General features: G+C 70.3%; 22 protein-coding genes. 11 read left to right on the top strand and 11 right to left on the bottom strand.

Annotated features, from left to right (window positions below):
• Window position 1 precedes the first annotated feature (1 nt).
• Together ABD793_RS31995 and ABD793_RS31990 are read right to left on the bottom strand one after the other, a co-directional pair.
• The gene (locus ABD793_RS31995) at window positions 2-3,301 is read right to left on the bottom strand and encodes a glycosyltransferase (protein WP_344866818.1); all 3,300 of its coding nucleotides are present in this window, start codon (window positions 3,299-3,301) and stop codon (window positions 2-4) included.
• Between the two features lie 816 nt (window positions 3,302-4,117).
• Window positions 4,118-4,438: a WhiB family transcriptional regulator gene (locus tag ABD793_RS31990; RefSeq protein ID WP_344866816.1), complete on the bottom strand. Its 321-nt coding sequence runs from the start codon at window positions 4,436-4,438 to the stop codon at window positions 4,118-4,120.
• Window positions 4,439-4,660: 222 nt separating this feature from the next.
• Between ABD793_RS31990 and ABD793_RS31985 the strand changes: the two genes are divergently transcribed.
• The gene (locus tag ABD793_RS31985) at window positions 4,661-5,419 is read left to right on the top strand and encodes a site-2 protease family protein (protein WP_344866935.1); all 759 of its coding nucleotides are present in this window, start codon (window positions 4,661-4,663) and stop codon (window positions 5,417-5,419) included.
• 4 nt (window positions 5,420-5,423) lie between these two features.
• Here ABD793_RS31985 and ABD793_RS31980 read toward each other — a convergent pair whose 3' ends face one another.
• From ABD793_RS31980 to mshB, 3 genes are read right to left on the bottom strand one after another with little or no spacing between them, the layout of a single operon-like run.
• Window positions 5,424-6,215, bottom strand: coding sequence for a hypothetical protein (locus tag ABD793_RS31980; protein WP_344866814.1), 792 nt, complete (start codon window positions 6,213-6,215; stop codon window positions 5,424-5,426).
• Window positions 6,208-6,606: a hypothetical protein gene (locus ABD793_RS31975; protein WP_344866812.1), complete on the bottom strand. Its 399-nt coding sequence runs from the start codon at window positions 6,604-6,606 to the stop codon at window positions 6,208-6,210. The genes ABD793_RS31980 and ABD793_RS31975 overlap by 8 nt, the downstream gene beginning before the upstream one ends.
• A 2-nt stretch (window positions 6,607-6,608) precedes the next feature.
• Window positions 6,609-7,436, bottom strand: a complete 828-nt coding sequence (mshB, locus tag ABD793_RS31970) for an N-acetyl-1-D-myo-inositol-2-amino-2-deoxy-alpha-D-glucopyranoside deacetylase (protein ID WP_344866810.1) — start codon at window positions 7,434-7,436, stop codon at window positions 6,609-6,611.
• Window positions 7,437-7,946: 510 nt separating this feature from the next.
• On the opposite strand from mshB, the gene ABD793_RS31965 reads away from it, so the two are divergent.
• The 6 genes from ABD793_RS31965 (at window position 7,947) to ABD793_RS31940 (ending at window position 14,074) form a co-directional block, all read left to right on the top strand.
• Entirely contained in the window at window positions 7,947-8,135 is a 189-nt protein-coding gene (locus tag ABD793_RS31965; protein WP_344866808.1) for a hypothetical protein, read from the top strand.
• Window positions 8,136-9,875: an ABC transporter family substrate-binding protein gene (locus ABD793_RS31960; RefSeq protein ID WP_344866806.1), complete on the top strand. Its 1,740-nt coding sequence runs from the start codon at window positions 8,136-8,138 to the stop codon at window positions 9,873-9,875.
• 171 nt (window positions 9,876-10,046) lie between these two features.
• Entirely contained in the window at window positions 10,047-11,030 is a 984-nt protein-coding gene (locus ABD793_RS31955; RefSeq protein ID WP_344866804.1) for an ABC transporter permease, read from the top strand.
• Window positions 11,023-11,970: an ABC transporter permease gene (locus ABD793_RS31950; protein ID WP_344866802.1), complete on the top strand. Its 948-nt coding sequence runs from the start codon at window positions 11,023-11,025 to the stop codon at window positions 11,968-11,970. The genes ABD793_RS31955 and ABD793_RS31950 overlap by 8 nt, the downstream gene beginning before the upstream one ends.
• Window positions 11,967-13,046, top strand: coding sequence for an ABC transporter ATP-binding protein (locus ABD793_RS31945; protein ID WP_344866800.1), 1,080 nt, complete (start codon window positions 11,967-11,969; stop codon window positions 13,044-13,046). The genes ABD793_RS31950 and ABD793_RS31945 overlap by 4 nt, the downstream gene beginning before the upstream one ends.
• The gene (locus tag ABD793_RS31940; RefSeq protein ID WP_344866798.1) at window positions 13,043-14,074 is read left to right on the top strand and encodes an ABC transporter ATP-binding protein; all 1,032 of its coding nucleotides are present in this window, start codon (window positions 13,043-13,045) and stop codon (window positions 14,072-14,074) included. Before ABD793_RS31945 ends, ABD793_RS31940 begins: the two co-directional genes overlap by 4 nt.
• Before the next feature lie 43 nt (window positions 14,075-14,117).
• Here the strand turns inward: ABD793_RS31940 and ABD793_RS31935 are convergent, their stop codons facing one another.
• Window positions 14,118-15,848 carry an ABC transporter family substrate-binding protein gene (locus tag ABD793_RS31935; protein ID WP_344866796.1) on the bottom strand — a complete coding sequence of 577 codons (1,731 nt, stop codon included), beginning with the start codon at window positions 15,846-15,848 and terminating at the stop codon, window positions 14,118-14,120.
• A 212-nt stretch (window positions 15,849-16,060) separates the two neighbouring features.
• Complete coding sequence (typA, locus tag ABD793_RS31930) at window positions 16,061-17,989, bottom strand: translational GTPase TypA (protein WP_344866794.1); 1,929 nt, start codon at window positions 17,987-17,989, stop codon at window positions 16,061-16,063.
• Between the two features lie 221 nt (window positions 17,990-18,210).
• On the opposite strand from typA, the gene ABD793_RS31925 reads away from it, so the two are divergent.
• Window positions 18,211-18,369, top strand: a complete 159-nt coding sequence (locus ABD793_RS31925; protein ID WP_344866792.1) for a hypothetical protein — start codon at window positions 18,211-18,213, stop codon at window positions 18,367-18,369.
• Between the two features lie 598 nt (window positions 18,370-18,967).
• On the opposite strand, the gene ABD793_RS31920 is transcribed toward ABD793_RS31925, so the two are convergent.
• Window positions 18,968-19,267, bottom strand: coding sequence for a YciI family protein (locus ABD793_RS31920; RefSeq protein ID WP_344866790.1), 300 nt, complete (start codon window positions 19,265-19,267; stop codon window positions 18,968-18,970).
• A 196-nt stretch (window positions 19,268-19,463) separates the two neighbouring features.
• Between ABD793_RS31920 and trpS the strand changes: the two genes are divergently transcribed.
• Window positions 19,464-20,429: a tryptophan--tRNA ligase gene (gene trpS, locus ABD793_RS31915; RefSeq protein ID WP_344866788.1), complete on the top strand. Its 966-nt coding sequence runs from the start codon at window positions 19,464-19,466 to the stop codon at window positions 20,427-20,429.
• Window positions 20,430-20,481: 52 nt separating this feature from the next.
• Here trpS and ABD793_RS31910 read toward each other — a convergent pair whose 3' ends face one another.
• From ABD793_RS31910 to ABD793_RS31900, 3 genes are read right to left on the bottom strand one after another with little or no spacing between them, the layout of a single operon-like run.
• Window positions 20,482-20,871 carry a (deoxy)nucleoside triphosphate pyrophosphohydrolase gene (locus ABD793_RS31910; protein WP_344866786.1) on the bottom strand — a complete coding sequence of 130 codons (390 nt, stop codon included), beginning with the start codon at window positions 20,869-20,871 and terminating at the stop codon, window positions 20,482-20,484.
• Between the two features lie 23 nt (window positions 20,872-20,894).
• Window positions 20,895-22,226, bottom strand: coding sequence for a sensor histidine kinase (locus ABD793_RS31905; RefSeq protein ID WP_344866784.1), 1,332 nt, complete (start codon window positions 22,224-22,226; stop codon window positions 20,895-20,897).
• Complete coding sequence (locus ABD793_RS31900; protein ID WP_344866782.1) at window positions 22,223-22,933, bottom strand: response regulator transcription factor; 711 nt, start codon at window positions 22,931-22,933, stop codon at window positions 22,223-22,225. The genes ABD793_RS31905 and ABD793_RS31900 overlap by 4 nt, the downstream gene beginning before the upstream one ends.
• Window positions 22,934-23,078: 145 nt before the next feature.
• Here ABD793_RS31900 and ABD793_RS31895 point away from each other — a divergent pair, with 145 nt between their 5' ends.
• Complete coding sequence (locus ABD793_RS31895; RefSeq protein ID WP_344866780.1) at window positions 23,079-24,167, top strand: LolA family protein; 1,089 nt, start codon at window positions 23,079-23,081, stop codon at window positions 24,165-24,167.
• Window positions 24,164-25,165 (top strand): ABC transporter ATP-binding protein, encoded by a 1,002-nt coding sequence (locus ABD793_RS31890; RefSeq protein ID WP_344866778.1) that lies wholly within the window; start codon window positions 24,164-24,166, stop codon window positions 25,163-25,165. Before ABD793_RS31895 ends, ABD793_RS31890 begins: the two co-directional genes overlap by 4 nt.
• Window positions 25,166-25,203: the final 38 nt, after the last annotated feature.

Genomic DNA, 25,203 nt, shown 5'->3' with positions numbered 1-25,203 from the left:
CTCACCGGCGCCGGGACGGGATCGCGGTCAGCGCGGTGAACAGCACCGCGGCCAGCTGCACGAGCAGCAGCAACCCGCGTTCGGTGCCGGGGAAGGTCACCGAGACCTCGGCGGACTGCGCGGGCACGGACACCGCCACCTGGTGCCCCCAGGCGGGCACGATCGGCACCGCCTTGCCGTTGACGCCGGCCTGCCAGCCTGCTTCCTGTTCCGCGGCGAGCACGAGCAGCCGCCCGGTCGGCCCGTCCGACGCACGCACACGCACGTCCGGCAGCCGGGCCTCGACCGGGGAGACACCGGGGCTCGTGCCCGGCGCGCCGCCACCGGTCACGGCTTTCTTGGCCAGTTCCGGGGAGATCAGGGCGACCTCGCCGGTCTTCGGCAGCAGCCGCAGCACCGGCCGTCCGTCCGACATCGGCGCGGCCACCGCGATCAGGTCGCCTGCCGCGGCGGCGAAGGCAGGTGCGTCCGTGCCGGCCGGCAGCACGATGTACTGCACTCCGGACGCGGCCGCGGCAGCCAGCGTGCGCTTGAGCGTGGCGACGTCGCCCTGCCCCAGGTCGTGACGCCAGCCGGCCAGCCGGTCCGGGGAGCCGGTGACCGGGGCGAGTTCGTCGTCACCGAAGTGCGCGAGCCGGCCACCGGTCTGCCGTACCGGTCCGGTGCCGGAGCTGACGTCGAGCACGGCCCGTCCGGTGGCCGCGACGTCCGCGGCGACCTCCGGGGCCGCCGCCGGGCGGGCCTGCGCGGTGAGCGGGCCTGCGGAACCGGTGAGGACGGCGCCTGCGGCGAGCGCGGCCACCACCACGGCACCGGCCACCGCGAGGACCTTCGGCAGCCACGGTGCGGGCACCGCGGTGCCGCCGCGCTGCCAGGTCGCGAGCACCGCCCAGAGCAGCCCGGCACCGACGAAGAGCAGCGGCACCCCGGCGTAACCGGATGCTGGTGCCCCACCCTGCACCGGCGTGAGGGGTACCTGCCGGACGAGGAACACCCCGGCGACGCCGAGCACCGCGAGCGCGAGCCCGGCGACGACTTCTCTGCGTGGCCGGACGACGAGCGCGACCAGCGTCGCGGCGAGCACCGCGACCCCGATCGGCCACGCACCGGGCCCACCGGGGGCGAGCCCGGCCAGGTCCGCGCCGGACGCGGGCGCGACCGGCCCGCCGAGTCCCTGCACCAGCAGTTCGGGGTGGCGCAGCAGCACCGTCGGCCACGGCAGCAGCAGCACCAGCGGCAGGATCACCACGATGCCGACCGACGCCACCCGCCGGGCCAGCCCGGACGGCGCGGGCAGCACCACGAATCCGGCCAGCAGGCCGATGAGGGCGAGGCCGTGCGCGAGCGGGGAGAACGCGCCGAGCAGCGCGACCCCGAACGCGGACAGCGCCGAAACGTGCAGCCAGCGCGTGCCGGGCCGGGTGAGCAGCCGGGCGATGCCCGCGGCCACGAGCGGCAGCACGAGGTGGACCACCACGACGTCCAGCCGTCCCTGCGCGACCGACGCGGTGGCGGCGGGCAACAGCGCGTAAGCCGCCGCGATGGCCGCACGGACCCACCGGCGGACCGGGAGCTTGCGGGTGGCCGCGTAGGCACTGAGCGCAGCGAGCGGGAGGTCCCCGATGAGCAGGATCGCGACGAGCGCGGCGGGTCCGCCGATCGGCGTGAAGATCGCACCGAGCGTGCCGAGCACCGGCAGTGTCGCCGGTGCCGGCGCGCCGGTGCCGCCCGCGATCGGATGCCACGGCGACAGGTAGGTCGACCAGATTTCCCCCAGCCCGCCGACCGGGAGCAGCTGCCCGCCCCACAGGTCGAGGCCGAGCCGGTCGCGGTTGATCACCAGTGCGAGCACGGTGAGCACCACGACCAGCACGACCGGCGGTGCGAACACGGTGGCCGCGAGCACGCGGCGACGGTCGACCGGGACGAAGACGAGGTCCGGTTCGGCGGCCGGTTCCTCCTGCCGGGGCAATGGCGACGGCCCGTCCGTCGTCTCCCGGTCCGCTTCGGATTCCCGTGCCGCCTCCGGCAGGGTTACCGCGACGACGGTGCCCGGCCGGCGCAGCCGCGACCCCCGGGTGCTCAGGCCGCGCAACGCACCGGCGGGCAGCGCGTTCGGGCCGACCGGCTGTGCACCGGACGCAGCCAGCGCCTCCGGCGGAACCCAGGCGGACTCCTGCTCGACGTGGTCGGGCACCGTGCCGAGTGCGACGTCGCGCTGCACGCCGCGCCGGACGAGCCCGAGCACACCGGCCCGGATCGCGTTGCGCAGCCTGGTGATCCGGCTGGTGAAGAGCCCGCGGACGGTGCCGGGCCGGGGCAGTTGCCTGCGCTGCGCCCTGGCCGTACGGAGGTTTCCCCGGCCACTGCAGAGATAGCGCAGCGCGGACAGCTCGGCGCCCGCTTCGGTGGTGCGCCGCAGGACGAAGAACACGAGGGCGCGCAGCACCAGCAGCACCGGCAGGCGTACCAGCCCGAGCCAGTACGAAGCGGGTCCGCAGTTCACCAGGAAGACGCGCAAGCCGTGCGCGCGGTTCACCGCGGCGAGCGGCCGGGTGGCGGCAGCCGGTGTGCGTTGCCCGGTGGAGAGGGCGCGGACGTGCCGGACCCGGGCGGCGGGGACCGAGAGCACCAGTGAGCCGGCCGTGTTGGCGCGCCAGCCGAAGTCGAGATCCTCGCGCAGCAGCGGGAAATCCTCGTCGAAGCCGCCGAGGTCGTGCCAGAGTTCCCGCTGTATCAGCGATCCCGCACTGGGCACGGCGAGTACTTCGCTGGGTTCCTCGTCCGGTGCGGCCATCTGCTGGCGGTGACCGGAGGCGTCGGTGGACAGACCTGCCTCGACGATCAGCCGCGGATCGGTCCAGTCCAGCGAGAGCGGCCCGAGCACTTTGGCGGACGGGTTCTGCTCGGCGGCGTGCAGCAACGATTCGAGACAGTCCGGTTCGGGAGCGCAGTCGTCGTGCAGGATCCACAGCCAGGAGCCGGGGTCGCCCCAGCGCTGCACGGCGTGTGCGATCGCCGCGGCGACGGCTGCCGCGAAGCCGGTTTCCGCCGACGTGGTCAGCACTCCGGAGAGGATCGGCGTGGCTTCCGGCCCGGCGGCGCCCGCGGCGGCGTCGGCGAGCAGTTTCGCGGTCTTGTCGGTGGATCCGGTGTCGACGGCGAGCACATGCCGGGGACGGACCGTGCTGCGCCGCAATGCGGAAAGCGCCAGGGGCAGCCATTCCGCGCCGTTGTGACAGACCACAATGGCCAGTACGGGCAACGTGCGCACAGCGGGTGGGACGACAGTGCGGGGCAAGAACGGCTCCTGATCGGAAGGACGACGCAGTGCGGTCACCCTACGGCCTCACCCGCACCGCCGAGCCGAACCCACGCCGCACCCGGACGGATCACCCGCGAGAACCGCGCGCACCCGCCCACGTTCCCACCGCGTGGACACTCCACTTTGTTCCGGCCCACCGCCAAGCCGACCGATACCCGCAGATGCCCCGCCACCCCGCCGTTCAAACCCATCCCACACCCGGATTTCACCCGCCGCCACCCCGGCAGACCGCGCGCAGCACCCCGCACCCCGCCGCCCGGCCAGGGACAAACCCCCGAACACCAACGGTTTCACCGGCACACCCCCGCTCACCGCGGATTCGGCCGGCCCGGAGAAATCCGAGCCCCACCCGCAAGTGTCCCGATCAAGGCACGCACACCGGAAACCAAGGACACACCCGGAGCCGCCACCAGAATCCGAAACCCCGGACGCAACTTGATCAATCCACCCAGCGCAGCGGCGGCCCCCGAGACCAACCCGGGTCAAACGACCACCCACGCCGGGAACAACGAGATCAAGTCCGCCACCACCGAGACCCGAAGACCCGTCCCGGGGCAACTCGATCACCGCACCCACCGGCACCGAAGACTCGTCCCGGGAGCGCCCGGATCAAGCCACCCACCACGGGATTCCCGCCCACTGACGTCCCGGGAGCAGCAAGACCGAGCCGCCACCCACGGGGTTCCGGGGGCGAGCCCCGGGCGGGATCCGGGGGTTGCACCCCCAGAAGACACCCTGATCGGGCTCACGGTCCGCGCATTCCGCGGACACGCCGCAGCCCAACCGGCCCGTTCAGGCCCGCTTCTTCAGCTTCCGCCGTTCGCGTTCGGACAGTCCGCCCCAGATGCCGAAGCGCTCGTCGTGCGCAAGTGCGTACTCGAGGCATTCGTCCTTGACCTCGCAGCCAAGGCAGATCCGCTTGGCCTCGCGGGTCGAGCCGCCCTTCTCAGGGAAGAACGCCTCCGGGTCGGTTTGCGCGCACAGCGCGCGTTCCTGCCACTCCTGCTCCTCGGTGGGGTCGAAGAGGTCGGTCAGATCCCCGAGCTCCTGCTCCGGGTTCTCTCCCCAACCCACGACGTGCCCCCATTCCTTGCTCTCCGCTTCCAACCGCACGTCCGCCTCCTCGCTCCTACGCACTCCCCAGGCTGGCGGTGGTGAAACGACACCCGGTGTCCCCTCGACAACGAATGACATCACTGTGATTACACCCGTGTAGTGCGGCCAGGTCAAGCGGAGTAGCGAGTTCGGGGGATACGTCTCGCCGGCTGCGCAAGGGGACACGCCGAAGACTTCACACCGGGCATACGGAAGACTGGTGGGGTGCAGAGATCAGCAGTGCGTCCGAGCCCGATCTTCCTCGGCATCCTCGCCGTCACCGTGGCCGGCGGTTTCCTGGCCGCATACGGTGACTCCTCGTCCCTTCTCGGTAGCCGCGACCCGATGTTCGTCGCGGGCGTCGTCCTGCTCGTCGCGGGCGGCTGGATCGCGTCGCTCACGTTGCACGAGTTCGGCCACGCCTTCGTCGCGTTCCGCGGCGGTGACCACGAAGTCGCCCACAAGGGGTACCTCTCGCTGGACGTCCGGCGTTACACCGACCCCGTGCTGTCGCTGCTGCTGCCGTTGATCTTCCTGCTGATCGGCGGGATTCCGCTGCCCGGCGGTGCGGTGTGGATCAACCGCGGCGCGCTGCGCAGCCGGGCGACGTCGTCGTGGGTCTCGCTCGCGGGGCCGCTCAGCAACCTGGCCGCGGGGGCTGCGCTGTGCCTGGTGATCGCGCTCGTGCCGATGGCGACCGGCCTGTTCTACGGACTGTCCTATCTGGCACTGCTGCAGGTGATGACCTTCCTGCTGAACATCCTCCCGGTGCCGGGGCTGGACGGCTGGGGCGCGCTGGAGCCCTATCTGTCACCGCAAGCACGGATGTTCGGCGCGCGGGTGCGGCCGTGGGCGCCGCTGGCGCTGTTCGCGGTGTTCTTCATCTTCCGCCCGGTTTCGGATCTGTTGTGGTTCGTGGCGGGGAAGATCTTCACGGTGATCGGCGGCAGCTCGCTCGGCGCGAACATCGGGCAGACCGCGTTCCTGTTCTGGCGGTGAACGTTCAGTCCCAGCGCGAGGAATTCGCCATCAGCCAGGCGTGCGCACGTTTCCACACCGTCTTGAGCCCGGCGCGTTCCCCGAAGTAGTCGCCTGCCGCGCCGAGCACCGGCAGCATCCCGATCAGCCGGTGGTAGAACCGGCCGCGCGGACGCTTCTCCAGTTCCCCGGTGATACCCCAGAGTGACCGGCCAAGCCGCCAGAGTGTGCCCGCGACCGCCTTCACGGTGACCTTGCCGTGCGTGCGCCGTGATTCGTCGAGCTCCTCGGTGAGCTGCTCGGCCGCACTGTCCTCTGCGGACTCGTCGTGCCCGGCGTGCTCGCCCGCGGCCAGCCGGGGATCGACGTCGCGGTCGAACAGTACGGACGCGATGAGCCGGACCCTGCTGCCGACGTCGGTCACTCCGTACTCGCCGGCGAGCGCACACAGCAGCAACCCTTGCGACGCAGCACCCAGTGCGTCCTGCACCGGCAGCCGGTCGGCGAGCGCGCCACCGAGTCCGGGGATCGAGGTGAGCAGTGCGGTGAGCCGGCCGACCCGGTTGACCCACCAGCCGGCGCGCTGGTCGATGTCCATCGCCGCCCATGCCGCGGTGCCGGGAACCTTCACCGACGTGAGCGCGTCGAGGACCTTCTTCCGCAGCCCGTCGTCGGCGAACTCGTCCTCACCGCGGCGGGCACGGGCCTGCAGCCCGAACGGATCGGAGTCCCGCAGCGCGTCGAGCATCGGCGCGCAGGCACGGACGAACGGCCGCAGCACCGCGACGACCTGGCGGTCGGAAACGGCCTCAGCCATGTCCGGCGCCACTCACCGCGGTGGCCCGGCCGAGACCGCCGCCGAGGACCAGCGCGGCAGGCAGCGCGCCGGCGCCGAGCAGCAGCAGTGCCCGCCAGTCCTGCACGAGCACGAGGTCGCCGCCGGGGCCGGTCAGCCCGATCACGAAGACCACGACCACCCACACCGCCAGCGGCACGAACGAGAGCCCCGGCCGCACGAGTTTCGCGACAGTCAGCACGAGCCACGGCGTGGTGACCGCGCCGACGAGTGCGGTCACCGGCAGCGGCACCTCGCCGAGTGAGCCGACCCGCAGCGGCAGGAAGAACACTTCCAGCAGGGCCAGCAGTACGGCGTCGAAGCTGACCAGCAACAGCGTGAGCCATTGGGCGCGGGAGAGCGGGGCGGCCACCGTTACAGCCCGCCGAACAGATCGGTGGCGGCACCGTCCGCGTCGCCGCGAGCGAGCACGAAGTGTTCGGCCCGCCCGAGCGGCTGCGCGATGCTGTTGGTGAGTGCGAAGTGGACCACGGCTCCGTCCGTGACAGTCAGCTGTGTCTCGTGTGCGCGCAGTGCGGCGAGCTTCGCCGGGAGGTGCGCGGAGATGTCGAGCGCGGTGGCGATCTTCTCGTCCGGCACCGACGGCAGTTCGTCGTCGGCGGGCACCCGGAAAGGAGACGTATCGTCCGCGCGCAGTTCGGCGAGGCCGTCGGCCAGCGCGGCCGTGGACTGGACCACGTGGAACACCCGCGCGACGGAGGGGGCGTCCTCGGTCGCGGCCATGGTGATCTCGTGCGCCCGGATGTGGTCGGGGTGGCCGTAGCCGCCGAACGCGTCGTAGGTGACCACGACCTGTGGCGCCAGCTCCTCGATCAGCGCACGCAGCTGCACGGTCTGCGCCGCCCTCGAGCCCGCGGTGAACGCACGCGGGTGCCCCGCAGCAGGTGTGCCCGCCATCCCGGAATCCCGCCACCGGCCGATCCCGCCGAGGTATTCGTGGCGGGTGACGCCGAGCGCGGCGCACGCGGCGCTCAGCTCGCCGTACCGGTAGCCGCCCAGCTGGTCGGCCTCCCCCGCGGCCAGCCGGGCCAGCCGCGGCGGCACGATCTCGCCTTCCTCGCCGAGGGTGCACGTCACCAGGAAGACGTCCGCGCCCTCGGCCGCGTACCGGGCGATGGCGCCGCCGGTCGTGATGCTCTCGTCGTCCGGGTGCGCGTGGACCAGCAGCAGCTTCCGCTTCACCGTCCCAGGTTAACGACCATCCGGCGCAGCACGGGCAGCGCGACCCGCGTGCACGCGAAGATGCAGGAGCATCCCAGCCCATCGGACTGCCGTCCCGGCAGCTGGACGTTCCCGGATGCGGAACGTTCCGCCGCGCGGAATCACCGTCCGGCCACGACAGGTCCAGACCGCCGGGCAGCCACGCTGCCGGCCTGCCGCGCGGAGGCGTCCGGCGGCGGCCGCCCGGCCGGGCCGCACGCCCTCGAACAGTGCGGACCACTGCCTGGACCTGGGCTGGAGAGCGGCCGATCCGCGGCGGCCGCATTTCGACGTCACGGGATCGGGTTAATTCTTTGTCACTTCTGGTCCATCCGGGCAACGCGACTGCGCCATTCGAAGGGGTCCCCAAACTGCGGAGCGTGGGATATTGTCCCCCGAGCCGAATGCCCGGCCGGGCCGCGCAACCACCCGAACAGGTTCGCAAAAAACTCACGATCGGATACGCTAGGTAGTCGACTGTGGGGAGAACCCGTGGTGGAGCTCGTCAGGACGAGATTGCTGTTCCACAACGATCTCACTGAGAGTGTCCGGATCGATGGTTTCGCCGTCTGTCCAGTGCCTAAGTTGCACGACTACGGTGAGCAACGCGATTACCTCGGTGCTTGCGGTCAGGAAGAGGTCGCCTCGCACACCCGCGACGGCGTCGAGCAAGGAGAATGAATGTTAGTGACGACAAGGTCGCGCGCGGTGAAGCTCGGTGCTTTCGTCGCGGGCGCGGCCCTTCTGCTCTCCGCCTGCGGCGGTGGCGGCGGCAACGGCGCGACGCAGACCGGGCAGGCATTCGCGGACTGCGACCAGAACCCGAACACCTGCAACGCGGTTCCGGCCGATCAGCTCCAGGACGGCGGCGACGTCAGCTACGTGCTGGAGAAGAACGTGCCGAACTGGAACGTCACCTCGGCCGAGGGCAACGTCTTCGAAACCGGTGAGGTCACCAAGGGTCTGCTGCCCTACACCTTCTACTCGACGCCGGACCTCAAGCCGGTGCTGAACAAGGACTTCGTCGAGTCCGCGGACCTGACCAACCCGACGACGATCGTCTACAAGATCAACCCGAAGGCGGTCTGGTCGGACGGCACGCCGCTGTCGGCCGACGACTTCATCTACAACTGGAAGGTGCAGAACGGCAAGGACTGCACCGACTGCGCCCCCGCCGACACCTCCGGCTACGACCAGCTCACCTCGGTGGTCGGCTCGGACGGCGGCAAGACGGTGACCGCCACGCTTTCCCAGCCGTTCACCGACTGGAAGAAGCTGTGGGGCTCCTCCGGCGGCATGTACCCGGCGCACCTGGCCAAGCAGCACGGGGACATCAACACCCCGGCCGGCCTCGCGTCCTCGTACAAGTGGTTCGGCGACACCGTCCCGACCTGGACCGGCGGGCCGTGGAAGCTCTCCAAGTTCGTGAACAACCAGTCGGCGACCGAGGTTCCGAACGAGAAGTGGTGGGGCGCGAAGCCGAAGCTCTCGAGCGTGGTCTTCCGGATCATCACCGACGCCACGCAGGAGCCGACCGCGCTGCAGAACAACGAGGTGCAGGTCATCTACCCGCAGCCGCAGGTCGACCTGGTCAACCAGGTCAAGAACATGCCGAACATCTCCTCCTACATCGGCCTCGGCCTGCAGTGGGAGCACTACGACTTCAACCTGAAGAACCCGTTCCTCGCGGACAAGGCGCTGCGCCAGGCGATGTTCACCGCGGTCAACCGCAAGGACATCATCGCCAAGACGGTCGGCCAGTTCACCGACAAGGTGCAGCCGCTCAACAGCCACAACTTCATGCCGCAGCAGACCGGTTACAAGGACACCATCTCCTCGACCGGCCAGGGCAACGGTGACATCGAGAAGGCGAAGAAGATCCTGACCGACGCCGGCTACAAGATCAACGGCCAGCAGCTGGTCGACCCGAAGGGCAAGACCGTCCCGCCGATGAACATCCGCTACACCGTCGGCAACCAGATCCGCCAGGACGAGTGCCAGCTGTTCGCACAGGCGGTGGCCCCGCTCGGGCTCAAGATCAACGTGTCCTCGACCGACGACCTCGGCAGCACGACCACCAGCGGCGACTACGACATCATCACCTTCGCCTGGGTGTCCTCGCCGTTCCCGTTCGGTGGCGCGAAGCAGCTGTGGGGCACCGGCCAGGGCAGCAACTACGGCAAGTACACCAACCCGAAGGTCGACGACCTGATGGCCCAGGCCAACGCGGAGACCGACCAGACGAAGGCGGCCGACCTGCTCAACCAGGCCGACCAGATCCTCTCCGACGACGCGTACGTGCTTCCGCTCTACCAGAAGCCGACCTTCCTCGCGTCCTCGGACAAGATCGGGAACATCCGGAACAACTCGACCCTGGACGGGCCGGTCTACAACATGTCGGAGTGGGGCAACCGCAAGTGATCACCACCCGGTAGATTCGCGTGAACACCGGTGAGGGGCCGGCAGGAATGCCGGTCCCTCACCATTTGCCCGATTCCGTCCCGAACTCGCACTTGCCTCGTTTCGTCGCCCGGCCCTGCCACCACCAGCGGCGTGCGCCGGCAGAACACCGCCCAGAGCAGGAAGACCTCCATGCTTGCCTTCGCACTGCGCCGGCTCTTGATCTCGGTGCCGATTCTGATCGTTTCGACATTCGTCGTATTCGTGATGGTCTCGCTGTCGGCCAATCCGCTGAGCCCGCTGATCTCGAGAAATCCGCCGCCACCACCGCGCACCATCGAGCTGGAGCGCATCCGGCTGCACCTCGACCAGCCGATCCTCGAGCGGTACTGGCACTGGATCACCGGCATCTTCAGCGGTGACTTCGGCCCGTCGGTGCAGTCCAACCTCAACATCGGCCACGAGGTGTTCGCCCGTTTCGGCGTGACGCTGCGGCTGATCGTGCTCGCCATGGTGGTCGCGCTGATCCTCGCGGTGATCATCGGCGTGATCAGCGCCGCGCGCCAGTACTCGAAGTTCGACTACACGGCGACTTTCTTCGGCTTCCTGTTCCTGTCCATGCCGGCGTTCTGGTTCGCGATCGTGCTCAAGCAGGTCGGCATTTCCATCAACACCGCCGTCGGCGACCAGATCTTCTACACGATCGGCTCCTCGTCGGTGATCGCCAGCGGCAGCGGGTTCTGGAACCAGTTCGGCGACGTGCTCGGCCATCTGATCCTGCCGACCATCTCGCTCGCGCTGACCAGCTACGCGGCGTGGAGCCGGTTCCAGCGCGCGTCCATGCTGGAAGTGCTCAACAGCGACTACGTGCGGCTGGCACGGGCCAAGGGCCTGCCCCGCTGGACGGTGACCCGCAGGCATGCACTGCGCAACGCGCTCATCCCGCTGACCACCGTGACCGCGCTGGACCTCGGTTCCATCCTGGGTGGCGCGGTGGTGACCGAGACGGTCTTCCAGTGGCAGGGCGCGGGCGCGTTCCTGCTGAACGGGATCAAGACGAGCGACGTGTACGCCGTGGAGGCGTGGCTGCTCATCGCGGCCACGTTCATCATCCTGCTCAACCTCATCGCCGACCTGCTCTACGGCCTGCTCGACCCGAGGATCCGCTATGCCTGACTCGACTCCCACCACACTGGGTGGCTCCCGCTTCGCCCCGGACGATCCGCAGACCCCCCGCGGTGCGCCGGAACGCGAGTTCACCGTCAAGGAACGCAGCCAGGCACAGCTGGTCTTCCGGCGCTTCCTGCAGCACCGGCTGGCGATGATCAGCCTCGTCGTGTTCATCCTGATCGTGCTCTTCGCCTACATCGGCGGAGCGGTGTGGAAGTACGGCCCGGACAGCATCACCCCGGACAACTCCGCGCCGCCCTCGGGTGAGCACCCGTTCGGCACCGACGCGGTCGGCCACGACCAGTTCGCCCAGGTGATGCGCGGGACGCAGATCTCGCTGCAGATTTCCGTGCTGGTCGCACTGTTCGCCACGATCGTGGGCACCATCTGGGGTTCGGTGGCGGGCTACTACCGCGGCTGGATCGACACCCTGCTGATGCGCATCTCCGACCTCGTGCTCACCCTGCCGCTGCTCGCGGTGGCCGCGGTGCTCGCACACCAGTCGGGCGGCACCTGGTGGCTGATCGCGGTGGTCATCGCGGGCCTGTACTGGGCCTACGTGTCCCGCGTGGCCCGCGGCGTGGTGCTTTCCTTGCGGGAAAAGGAATTCATCGAGGCCTCGAAGGCACTGGGCGCGAGCGACGCGCGGATCATCTTCCGGCACCTGGTGCCCAACGCACTCGGCGCGATCATCGTCAACCTGACGATCCTGGTGTCCATCGGCATCCTGCTCGAGACCGCGCTGTCGTTCCTCGGCTTCGGGGTCCAGGTGCCGGACACCTCGCTCGGACTGCTCGTGTCCACCGCGCAGACGGCGGTGGACACCCGCCCGTGGCTGTTCTACTTCCCGGGCATTTTCATCATCCTGATCGCGCTGACGATCAACTTCATCGGGGACGGCCTGCGGGACGCGTTCGACCCCCAGCAGACGAAGGTGCGCGCATGACCGAGCACACTGGTGACCCGGTCCTCGTGGTGGAGGACCTGACCGTGCAGTTCCCGACCGGCGAGGGCGTGGTCAAGGCCGTGCGCGGGGTGAACTACCAGCTGCAGCGCGGCGAGGTGCTCGGCATCGTCGGCGAGTCCGGCTCCGGCAAGTCCGTGACGTCGCTGGCTGTGATGGGCCTGCTGCCGCGCACCGCCAAGGTCTCCGGTTCCATCCGCTTCGACGGGGTGGAACTGCTGAAGGCCAGCGAAAAAGACCTGAACAAGGTCCGCGGCAAGGGCATCTCGATGGTCTTCCAGGACCCGATGACCTCGCTGAATCCGGTGTACACCGTGGGCGACCAGATCGCCGAGGCGATCACCGCGCACCACGACGTGCGCAAGGACGTCGCGAAGAAGCAGGCGGTCGACCTGCTCGACCTGGTGCGCATCCCGAACCCGCAGCAGCGCGCGAACGAGTATCCGCACCAGCTTTCCGGCGGGATGCGCCAGCGCGTGGTGATCGCGATCGCGATGGCGAACAACCCGGACGTGATCATCGCGGACGAGCCGACCACCGCGCTCGACGTGACGGTGCAGGCGCAGATCCTGGAAGCGCTGCAGGCCGCGCAGAAGGAGACCGGCGCCGCGATGGTGCTGATCACCCACGACCTCGGGGTGATCGCCGGCCAGGCCGACCGGGTGCACGTGATGTACGCGGGCAAGGTGGTCGAGTCCGGCACGGTCGACGAGATCTTCTACACCCCGCGGATGCCCTACACCCTCGGCCTGCTCGGCAGCCTGCCGCGGCTGGACGTGAAGACCGAACGGCTCACCCCGATCACCGGTTCGCCGCCCGCGACCACGAACATGCCGCCGGGCTGCCCGTTCAGCCCGCGCTGCCCGCTCTCGCAGGACATCTGCGACCAGGAAGAGCCGCCGCTCGTGGAAGGCCCCGGCGGCCAGCACGCGGCGTGCCACTTCACCGAGCAGGTCGTCGGGCGGGACCCGGCGGAGCTGTTCAGCGCCACCTCGGCCGATACGGATGCCGTCCCGGCGGCCGTGGACGCCGCGACCGACACGGAGACGAACCGATGAGCGAGGCGACGGCGGTACGGACGCCGGTCCTGTCCGCGAAGAACCTGGTCAAGCACTTCCCGATCCGCGGGGGTGGCCTCTTTCGGCGCACCACCGGTGCGGTGCAGGCGGTGTCGGACGTGTCCTTCGACATCTACGAGCACGAGACACTGGCGCTGGTCGGCGAGTCCGGCTGCGGGAAGTCGACCACCGCGCGGGTGGCGCTGGCACTGCAGCCGCTCACCTCCGGCGAGGTGACCTACGAGGGCCGCAGCCTCGGCGCCATGCACAACCGGGAACTGCAGCGGCTGCGGCGCAGCATGCAGATCGTGTTCCAGGACCCGTACGCGTCGGTGGACCCGCGGCTGCCGGTGAACGAGATCATCGCCGAACCGCTGCGCATCCACGGCCTGTACAACGACGGCGGCAAACAGCAGGTCCGCGACCTGATGCAGACCGTCGGCCTGCGGCCGGAGCACGGCAACCGGTTCCCGCACGAGTTCTCCGGCGGCCAGCGCCAGCGCATCGGCATCGCCCGCGCGCTCGCACTGCGGCCGAAGGTGCTGGTGCTCGACGAGCCGGTGTCCGCATTGGACGTTTCCATCCAGGCAGGCGTGCTCAACCTGCTCAAGGACCTGCAGGCCGAGTTCGGGCTGTCCTACCTGTTCGTGTCGCACGACCTTTCCGTGGTGCGGCACGTGGCGGACCGGATCGCGGTGATGTACCTGGGCAAAATCGTGGAGACGGCGCCGTCCGAGGCGCTGTTCACGAACCCGGCGCACCCCTACACCCAGGCGCTGATCTCGGCGATCCCGGTGCCCGACCCGCGCAAGGAACGCACCCGCGAGCGCATCGTGATCACCGGCGACGTGCCCAGCCCGGCGAACCCGCCGTCCGGCTGCCGGTTCCGCACCCGCTGCCCGAAGTTCGCGAACCAGCTGGACGAGGCGGGCCGCAAGAAGTGCAGCACGGAGGAACCCGCGCTGGTCGACCGCGGCCAGGAGCATCCGGTGGCCTGCCACTTCGCGGAAAGCCTGCAGCTGATCTGATCCGCTGCCCCGCCCCGGCGCCACGGCGTCCGGGGCGGGCGGCTCAGCTGCTGCCGCGGGTCCAGTTCACCGCGGAGCTGAACGGTCCCTGCATCGGCGGTCCCGGCGTCAGACCGGAGATACCCTTGCCCACGGCCAGGATCTCCGCGTCCTGGAACAGCGGGATCAGCACGTTCGACGACCACAGCCGGGGTTCCAGCGTCTTCAGCGAATCGGCGAGGGTGGCCGAGCCGGTGAGTGCCGAGTCGATCGTGGCCTGCAGGCTCTCATCGCACAGGCCCGCGGGATTGGCCGGCACCACCGGTTTCGTCTTGTCCGTTGTGGACTGTCCGGGCGCGCAGCCGAAGGTGGACGCCAGCACGGTCGCCGGGTCGCCGCCCACCGGCAGGCCGGCCACCGCGATGTCGACGCCCACGTTGCCGTTCGTATCCGGTCCCGCCTGCTGTTTGCCGTCGACCACCGGCATCGCCAGCATCGAGGAGAACAGGTCGCGCGGCTGCGGCGTGATCGTGTTGACCTCGACCCCGCCTGCGATCAACTGCGTGGACAGCTCCTTGACGATGGAGGCGTAGGGCTCCTGCTCGCCCGGCGACGCGAGCACCAGCGACAGCGCCTTGCCGTCCTTGCGCCACACCCCGGCGTCCTTTTTGTACCCGGCGGCGGTGAAGTACTCGTCGGCCTTCGCCGGATCCGGTGCGGCGGGCGGACCGGCCGGAATGGTGGCCGCGTAGTCCGGCGCCGAGGGCGGCAGCACCTGGGCATCCGCCTTGAGCGCCGCGGACGGGCCGCCCTTGGTTCCGGCGTTGATCAGCTTGGTCCGGTCCAGCAGTGCGGTGACTCCGGCGCGCACGCGGGAGTCCGACAGCGTGGCGCTCACCGGGCGCAGCAGCACCGATGCGGTGAGCGGGCGGGGCAGCGTGTGCAGCTGGATGGCCGGGCCCAGTTCGTTGAGCAGCTGAAGACCGGTGGAATCGGGGTGCGTGAGCGAGAACTGGTCGTTGCCGATGCGCAGCGCGTTCGCAATGTCGGACGGATCGGAGCGGCGCAGGGTCAGCGTGTCGACCGCGGCCGGTTTCTCCCAGTACCGGTCGTTGCGCTGCAGGACCACCTCACCGCGTGCGGTGTCCAGGTTCTTGATCGCGAACGGCCCGGCCACCGCGGGGAAGCTCGACGCCAGCGCGGCCTGCCAGCCGCCGGGGGCGTCCTTGAGCAGGTGCTGCGGCAGCAGGTCGTCGAACAGCGTCTGCCAGGCCGGGTACGGCTTGCTGAAGGTGACCTCGACGCCCTTGCCGCCGTCGCGCGGTTCGATGTCGGAGATCTGCCGGTAGCCTGCCGGTTCGACCACGCCGGGCTGGGTCTTCATGGAGTTGGCCAGGTAGATGAAGTCCTCGGTGGCGATCGGCGCGCCGTCGGACCAGGAGGCGTCCGGGCGGATCTCGTACCGGACCGTGAACGGCGTCTGCGAAACGACCTCGGCCGAGGTCATCAGCGTCTTGTCGAGGGTGCGGGTGCCGTCGTCGGACTGCCGGAACACCGAGGGCAGCAGCAGCTGGGACAGCGCCGTGGTGATCGTGGAGGAGTCCGCGATGGCGTGCGGGTTGTAGCCGCCGACCACGTCGTCGACGCCGGCCACGATCTGCGACGCCGCGGGCTGCTCCGACGTGCTCGGCGGCGGCGTCGAGGTGACCACCGGGGGTGGCGGGGTGTTCGAGCACGCGGCGAGCAGCACCCCCGCCAGTGCCAGCACCGGCGCCGCCCGGCGTCCGAATCGCACGCTCGTCCTCCCGAAGTTGCCGCCGGCCCGATGGATCCGAGCGGACATGCTGCCACGCCCGGCCCGGGGCAGGCACCGAGATTCCCACATCCACCACCACCCGGCGGCACCGGACTCGGTACCGCCAACAGGGTGGACGCACAGCAGGCCCTCGGGGTTCACGCAAAAGGGCGCCTCCCGTCGCCGGGAGGCGCCCTTCACACAGCTCTGGCTCAGTTGTTGTCGCGGCTCTTGGCGCGCGAACGCTCCTTGGCCCGGGTGGAGATGTCCAGCGTGACCTTGCGGACGCGGACGACCTCCGGGGCCACCTCGACGCACTCGTCGACGGCGCAGAACTCCAGCGCCTCCTCGAGTCCGAGCTTGCGCGGCCGGGCAAGACGCTCCAGCTCGTCCCCGGTGGAGGAGCGCATGTTGGTGAGCTTCTTCTCCTTGGTGATGTTGATGTCGAGGTCTTCCATGCGCGGGTTTTCGCCCACGACCATGCCCTCGTACACCTCGGCACCCGGCTCGACGAAGAACGTGCCGCGGTCGGCCAGCTGGATCATCGCGTACGCGGTGATCGGGCCGGACCGGTCGGCGACCAGCGAGCCGCTGTGCCGGGTGCGGATCTCGCCCGCCCACGGGAAGTAGCCCTCGAACACGTGGTTCGCGATACCGGTACCGCGGGTCTCGGTGAGGAAGTCGGTGCGGAAACCGATCAGGCCGCGCGAGGGCAGCACGTAGATCAGCTTGATCCGGCCGGTGCCGTTGCCGCTCATGTCTTCCATCCGGCCCTTGCGGGACGCGAGCAGCTGGGTGATCGCACCGAGGTGCTCCTCCGGCGAGTCGATGTAGAGCCGCTCGAACGGCTCGTGCAGTTTGCCGTCGATGGTGCGCAGCACCACCTGCGGCTTGCCGACGGTCAGCTCGAAGCCCTCGCGGCGCATCTGCTCGACCAGGATGGCCAGCGCCAGCTCGCCGCGGCCCTGCACCTCCCAGGTGTCCGGGCGTTCGGTGGGCAGCACGCGGATCGACACGTTGCCGATCAGCTCCTGGTCGAGGCGCGCCTTGACCAGCCGCGCGGTGACCTTGTCGCCACCGCCCCTTCCGGCCAGCGGTGAGGTGTTGACGCCGATGGTCATCGAGATCGCCGGCTCGTCCACGGTGATCCGCGGCAGTGCGACCGGGTTCTCCTGGTCGGCGAGGGTGTCGCCGATGGTGATGTCCGGGATGCCCGCGATGGCGACCAGATCACCCGCCGCGGCCTCGGCGGCGGGCACCCGGGTGAGTGCCTCGGTGACCAGCAGCTCGGAGATCCGCACGTTCTGCACCGAACCGTCCTCGCGCATCCAGGCCACGGTCTGGCCCTTGCGCAGCTTGCCGGCGTGGATGCGGATGAGCGCGATGCGGCCGAGGAAGTTGGACGCGTCGAGGTTGGTGACCAGCGCCTGCAGCGGGGCGTCCGGATCGGCGACCGGCGGCGGCACGTGCCCGAGCAGCGTGTCGAACAGCGGGTCGAGGTTCTCGCTCTCCGGCAGCCCACCGTCCACCGGAGCGGTCAGGCTCGCCTTGCCCGCCCGCGCGGAGGCGTAGACCACCGGCAGGTCGAGCACCGCGTCCAGGTCCGCGTCCTCGATGTCGCCCGCCAGGTCGAGCAGCAGGTCGTGGGTCTCCTCGACGACCTCGGCAATGCGCGCGTCCGGACGGTCCACCTTGTTCACCACGAGGATCACCGGCAGGCCTGCCTCGAGCGTCTTGCGCAGCACGAAGCGGGTCTGCGGCAGCGGGCCCTCGCTCGCGTCGACCAGCAGCACCACGCCGTCGACCATGGCCAGGCCGCGCTCGACCTCACCGCCGAAGTCGGCGTGGCCGGGGGTGTCGATCACGTTGATGGTGATCGGGCCGCCCGCGGTCTGCCGGTGGATGGAGGTGTTCTTCGCGAGGATGGTGATGCCCTTCTCGCGTTCGAGCTCACCGGAATCCATCACGCGGTCGACGACCTCGGCTCGTTCGGCGAACGCGCCGGACTGCCGGAGCATCGCGTCGACCAGGGTGGTCTTGCCGTGGTCGACGTGTGCGACGATCGCGACGTTGCGCAGGTCGGGCCGGGTCTTGCCGGACGCGCGGCCGGGTTCGACCGCGATGGCACTGGCTGCGGGCACGCGAGGACTCCTGAACGTCGAAGAAAAGGCGGGTGGGCGGCCGCGCTGCGAGCGGGAACCCGGCCTGCAGGCCACGGCGCCGGTCGGCATGACCGGCTCTGGCCACACGCGGACTTCATCAGGATACCTGCCGCCGCAGTGTGAGTAGCGCCACGCCCTGTTGTCGGTTAGCCTCACCTAACCTCACGCTGAGGAAAACCGGCCTTCGACGAGGAGCGCACGTGGGCAAGAAACACCCCGACGACCCACGGGCCGTCGTGCGCAAACTCATGAAGAAGGGCAAGGTCAAGAAGAAGTGCTGCCGCTCGAAGAGCCGCTGCAAGAAGTGCCCGGTGCTGGCGCTGAAGAAGGCCAAGAACGACCTGGCCAAGGCCGCCTGAGTAGCAGTGCCGGCGGCGGCGCGGGTGAGGCTGGGCCGATGCGATACCGCAAGGGGTACCTGGCCGCGGTGAAGCAGCAGGTGTCCACCTCGGTGCCCGGCGCCGTGGTCACGTCGCTGGAACCCGCGGCAAGCCCGCGCGGTCATCCGGCTCGTCGCGCACGCCGTGTTGGATCAGGCGGACACGAAGCGGAGCGAGCTGCGGGTCCGCAGGGATTGCGCACGTCCGGATACCGGCAAGAACGTGATGCTCACCGTCACGGCCGCTTCCGCGCCGAGCCCCGAACCCGTTCCCCGGCGGCTGGCAGGTGTTCGGGCCGAAACGGCTGACCGGCAGCGAAATCCCCTGGTGGGATGTGGCGATCCCGCAGTCGGCCGGGGACCGGGAACGCCGCGTGGGCACCGCCCGGATCCGCGTGCCCGCCTGGCGCGGCCGGCCGGGGCACGCGCTCGGCCTGCGGGTGCTCGAGATCCCGCTGCCGTCGCAAACCCCGGTCAGCACCGGGCGACGGCCGTCGCAGGATCGCGCGTACTCCGCGGCCGAGCTGCGTCGCGACCATGGACCGCGGGCTGCGGAACTGATCGCGGGTCGAGCGTGCTCAGTGCGACAGGGCCTCGTTGACCAACCGCAGTTCCGGTGCCGTGCGGGTCGGCGAGAACTCGACGATCTCGTAGCGCGCCAGGTGCTGCACGGCGAACGGGTCCGTGGCGAGGATCGCGTCGAGTTTGCCGCGGGTCATCGGGCGGGTGATGATCACGCCGCCGACCCGCGGGTTCTGTGCACCCGAGGCCAGGAAATGGCCGTGTTCGTACTGCTTTGCCAGCCATTCCGCGTGGTCCGGGAGTGCGAGGTCGACGTCCGAGATGGGGGCGGTGTAGGTGAGCAAGACGACGTACATGGGTAGACGGTAGACCCGTTCGCCGCCCGTGGCGGCCGGTCGTGTTCTATATTTGACCCATGCGTTGCCAGAGCATCCAGTGGTGGCCGCCCCTCGGCGGCCCCGAAGCTCTGCGCTGATCGCGCGAAGGCCGCCCCGGTGGGCGGCCATTTTTGTGTCCTGCTCCCGGGGTCCACGTCCAGGGAGAGGAAGATTCATGGTCCAGCTGTCCGGTATCACCCCGTCCGGCCACGTCCAGCTCGGCAACCACCTCGGCGCGCTGCGCCGCTGGGCGGCCGAGGGCGGGCCGGACGACCTGTACTTCGTGTCCGACCTGCACGCCATGACCAACGCGCACAACCCGGTGAAACTGCGCGCGCTGGCCACCGAGCAGCTCGCCGTGCTGGTGGCCACGGGTATCGCCGCCGAGCGCGTGTTCGTGCAGTCCGACCTCGCCCGCGACCTGGGGGCGCTGACCTGGGTGCTCGAATGCACCTGCTCCTACGGCGAAGCGGCCCGGATGATCCAGTTCAAGGAGAAGTCCAAGGGCCAGGCCGGGGTACGGCTGAGCCTGCTGACCTATCCGGTGCTGATGGCCGCGGACATCCTGTTGCAGGGCGCCGACCAGGTGCCGGTCGGGGAGGACCAGCGCCAGCACGTCGAGCTGGCACGCACTCTCGCCCGGCGGTTCAACACCACCTACGGCGAGGTGTTCACCGTGCCGGAGGCGGTGCTGCCGCCCACCGGTGCGCGGGTGAAGGACCTTGCCGACCCGACGCGCAAGATGTCGAAGTCCGCCCGCGATGCGGCCGGGGTGGTGTTCGTGCTCGACGATCCGGACCAGGTGCGGCGCAAGATCCGCCGGGCCCGCACGGACGGCGGTTCGGTACCGGCCTACTCCCCGGAGACCCGGCCGGGGATCGCCAACCTGCTCGACGTCCTCGCCGCGTGCGTGGGTGGTGATCCGGCGGAGCTGGCCGAGCAGTACCCGTCCTACGGCGTGCTCAAGGACGCGGTGGCCGACGCGGTGATCGAGGAGCTGCGCCCGGTGCGGGAAGGCACCCAGGCGTTGCTGGACGACGTCGCCGAGCTGGAACGGGTGCGCAAGGCGGGTGCCGAGCGAGCCGCGAACCGGGGCGCACACCGGGTGTCGGCCGCACTGCGGCTCATCGGCGGGGCTTGAAGAGCCGGTCCGCCCCGCGGTGGCCGGCAGGGTCGCCGCGGGACGGGCCGGTTCAGCCCAGCACCTCGTGCAGCGCAGGCAGCAGGTCCCGGTCGGCGGGCAGCCAATCGAGCACGTCCAGTTCGTCCGGCCCGACCCAGCGCAGCGCGGTGTGCTCCACGGCCCGCGGTTCGTCGCCGGGCGAGAGCAGCGCGGCGACGTAGACCCGCAGCACCTTCCCGCCGGGCAACGGCACTTCCGGGCCGACCCGGTCGCCGATGACGACCACCACGTCGAGTTCCTCCTGGCATTCCCTCGCCAGCGCGAACGCCTCGGTCTCACCCTGCTCGACCCGGCCGCCGGGCAGTTCCCACTGCCCCGCGTGATGCGGTGGCCAAGCCCGTTGCTGGGCAAGCAGTTTCCCCTCGCGCACCAGCGCAGCACCGACGATGACCCCGTCCATCCGCCCAGTCTCCCGCACCGCGCTCACCGGGCCCCGGCCGCCCGCACGGCACGCCAGGTGATCTCGAACCGCGCGCCGCCGTCCGGGGACTCCCCGACCCGCACCCGGCCACCCCGGCGGCGCACTGCCTCGGCCACCATCGCCAGGCCGAGCCCGCTGCCGCCGGAGATCCGCGCCCGGTCGTCGGCGGCGCGGTAGAACCGGTCGAACACCTTCCGCCGGTGCTCGGGCGCGACGCCCGGACCGTCGTCGTCCACCACGATCCGCACGCTCGAACGCGAGCCGAGCACGGACACCACGATCTGGCCCGCGGCGTATCGGCAGGCGTTGCGCAGGAGGTTGTCCAGCACCAGCTCCACCTCCTGATGTGCGGCCGAGGCCCAGGCCTGCGCCACCGCGGTGCTCACCCGGGTTTCCGGCGCACCGGCGGGCAGCCGCCGGACCGCGGCACGTACCTCCGAGACCATCTCGACCGGTTCCGCCGGCGGCGTCTCGCCCGCGTCGGAACGGGCCAGCGTGAGCAGACCGTCCAGCAGACCGGAAAGCCGCTCGGCCTCGGTGAGGATGTCCGACAGGGTCTCCTGCGCCAGCTCCGGATCGGGGTTCGTCACGGCCACCTCGGCCTGCACCCGGATCGAGGCGACCGGCGAACGCAGCTCGTGTGCCGCGTCGCCGGTGAACCGGCGCAGCCGCTCACTCACCTCCTCCTGGCGTGCGAGCAGCGCGTTGAACTCCTCGGCCAGCGCCCGCATCTCGTCGTGCGATTTCGGCAGCGGCAGCCGCGAGCCCGGCGGCAACGCGCGCACCAGGCCCCGCATCCTGGCCACCGGCCGCAGCGCGAGCCGCACCACCAGCCACGTCGCGAGCCCGGCCACGACCGTGCCGAGCACGGCAACGAGCACCAGCCACAGCCTGCCGTCGGACACCGCCGCGGTGAACCCGACCAGGCCCGCGCCGGCCACGACGAGCCGCTGGCTGCCGTCCGGCGCGCTCACCACCTGGCCCTGCCAGCGTGCACTGCCGTGCTGCACCGGCGTGCCCGCTTTGAGCTGCCCGACGTCCACGCCGGTCAGCTGGGGCCGTGGCCGGCCGTCGACCGGTCCGCCTGCGATGTCCAGCACCCGGACGACCACCGGATCCGCGACGTCGAGCGGATGCCCGGCGGCGACCTCGGCGGCCGCCGGACCGAGCGCGGCCGACAGCTCCTGATCGACCGAGTCGACGAGCATCGGCCGGAGGCTTCCGGCCACCAGCAGAGCGGAACCGAGCAGGCACAGCAGGGTGATCGTGGTCGCCAGCACGGTGATGCGCACCCGTAGCGAGCGGCCTCGCCACCACGACGGCGAGCCGATCACCTGACCTCGTCCAGCTGCGTGTCCGAGGCGAGATAACCGTGCCCGCGGACGGTGCGCAGCAGTGCCCCGGCGCCGACCGCATCGAGTTTGCGCCGTACGTATCCCACGTAGACCTCGACGAGGTTGCGCGTGACCGACTGCTCGTCACCCCACACCGCACGCAGCAGCTCGTCCTTCGTCACCACCGTGCCGGACCGGCCGACGAGCACCTCCAGCAACGCGAACTCGCGCGGGCTGAACGGCACCTCCCGGCCGTCCCAGCGCACCTGCCGCAACGCGCGGTCGACCTCCAGCGCACTGAGCTTCAGCACGCCCCGCGAGGCTTCCGGCCCTGCCCTCCGCAGCACTGCACGCACCTGCGCCACCAGCACGACGAACGAAAACGGCTTCACCAGGTAGCCGTCGGCGCCGAGGTCGAGGCCGTCGGCCTGGTCGATTTCGCCGTCCTTGGCGGACACGAGCAGTACCGGTGTGGTCACGCCGTCACCACGCAGCCGTTCCAGCACGCGATAACCGGACAGGCCGGGCAGCATGATGTCCAGCAGCACGACGTCGAACGATCCGGTGCGGGCGAGCTGCAGCGCGGTCGGCCCGTCCGCAGCGGTGACCACGTCCATGTCCTCCGCGCGCAGGCCGCGTTGCAGGGCCTTGCGCACGCCCGGTTCGTCGTCGACCACAAGCACACGAGGTTTCACGAGCTTCATCATGGCCGGTTTTCGCAGCTGACGCGCGGCCTCTCAGCGCGATCTCAGCCGCGCGGCCGGACCATTCAGTGGTATCTCAGCCTCGGGCGGGGACCGTCTGCACCGGGAGCCGGGCACACTGGGGCCCGGAGACACAGGGAGAGACGACATGGATCCGAAGAAGAAGGCCATTACCGCGGCCGTCGTCGGCACCGCGCTCGGTGTCGGGGGGCTGGCCGTGGTGGCGATGCCGGCGTCGGCGGGGGCCGCGCCGAAGCTGCCGCAGGTCAGCGCCGAGGACCTGGTGCAGTCGGTGATGACGGCGAAGCCGAGCGCGTTCGACGGCACGGTGCACGTCAGCAACAACCTCGGCCTGCCCAACCTCGGCAACGCGATCCCGGGGGCGAGCGCGCTGGACGTCGATTCGGCGCACGTGTTCAGCGACGGCGCGGGCAAGGCGAAGATCTCGCTCGCACAGGGTGCCTCGCAGGAGACGATCATCCACGACGGCACCAGCGTCTGGGACTACAAGTCGCAGAGCAACACCGCCACCAAGACCACCGTTCCGGCGGACGTGGCGACCAAACAGCACGGCCTCGGCGCGGACCAGACCGGCGACCCGGCCACCACGGCGAAGGACCTGCTCTCGAAGGTCCGGGAGAGCAGCACGGTCTCGGTCGACGGCACGGCCACCGTCGCCGACCGGCCCGCCTACGAGCTGGTGCTCACGCCGAAGCCGAGCGAACGCACGCTGCTGCGCGAAATCCGCGTCGCGGTCGACTCGCAGACCCGGATGCCGCTGCGGCTTTCCGTGCTGAGCAACGGAACCGCCGATCCGGCACTGCAGCTGGCGTTCGACCAGATCGAGTTCGCCCCGCAGTCGGCGGACCTGTTCGCCTTCACCCCGCCCAAGGGCGCGAAGGTGACCGAGAAGACGGCCAAGGCCGACGACCGCGGCAAGGCGGTGGCGGAGCAGGCCAAGCAGGACACCAAGGTCGTCGGCGACGGCTGGGACACCGTGCTCACCGGCAAGCTTCCTGCCGACGCGCTTCAGCAGAAGCAGGCGCAGGGCGGCGAGAAGGGCTCCGTGGACCCGCAGAAGCTGCTCAGCCGGGTCGCCAAGCGCGTGAGCGGCGAGTGGGGCAGCGGCTACCTGTTCAGCACCAAGGTCGGCACCGGCGTGCTGACCGACGACGGCCGGTTCGCCGCGGGTGCGGTGCCGGAGCAGGTGCTCTACCAGTCGCTGGGCGCCAAGTGACCAGCACCGCGGTCGAGGCCGGGGCGGGCATCTCGGACGAGGTGTCCGCCCCGGCGGTCCCGGCCGCGCGCACCAGGGGGCTGCGCAAGGTCTACCGGAGCACGGTCGCGGTGGACCACGTGGACCTGGATGTGCCCGACGGCGCCGTGCTCGGCATGCTCGGGCCGAACGGTTCCGGCAAGACGACCACGATCCGGATGCTGCTCGGGCTGGTGCGGCCGACCGAGGGCGAGGTCGAACTGCTCGGCAGGCGGATGCCGGAGGAGTCGGCGCATGCACTGCCGGATGTCGGCGCGCTGGTCGAGGGCCCCGGCTTCCACCCGTTCCTGTCCGGCCGGGAGAACCTGCTGCGGTTCGCCGCGGCGGAACCGCGGCTGGCCTCGAAGGCGATCCCCGGCGCGGTGGACGCGGCGATCGAGCGGGTGGGTCTCGGCGCAGCCGCACGCCGGCGGTACAAGGGTTATTCGCTCGGCATGAAGCAGCGGCTCGGCCTTGCCGGCGCACTGCTGGTGCCGCGCCGGATGGTCGTGCTCGACGAACCCACGAACGGCCTCGATCCGGCGGGTACCAGGGAGATCCGCCGGATCATCGGCGAACTGCACGCGGAGGGCGTGACCGTGGTGGTGTCGTCGCATCTGCTGGCCGAGGTGGAGGCGACCTGCACACACGTAGCGGTGCTGCAGTCGGGCACCGTGGTCGCGCAGGGCGAACTTGCCGAACTGCTGGAATCGGGCAACGCGGCACTGCTGGTCCGCACCCCGGACGCCGAACTGGCGCTGGAAACCTTGCGGGAGAACCGGATCGGTGCCCGGCTGACCCCGGACGGCGTCCGCGCCGACCTCACCGCCACGCCGTCGCCACGAGTGCTGCAAGTCCTCGTGCAAGCCGGCGTCGAGGTGCACGAAGCAACCAGGGCACGGACCGGCCTGGAAGACCTGTTCGCCCGCCTCACCGAAGGGGGATCGGAAGCAGGCAGCGACGACGAGGGGGACTCATGAGCACCGCCGATGCACTTTCTCCCGCAGGAGGCGACGTC

Source organism: Amycolatopsis ultiminotia (assembly GCF_039536925.1).
In the GTDB taxonomy this organism is placed as follows: Bacteria; Actinomycetota; Actinomycetes; order Mycobacteriales; family Pseudonocardiaceae; genus Amycolatopsis; species Amycolatopsis ultiminotia.
Note: the sequence above shows the minus strand (reverse complement) of the source record. Positions and strands in the feature narration are given on the sequence as shown.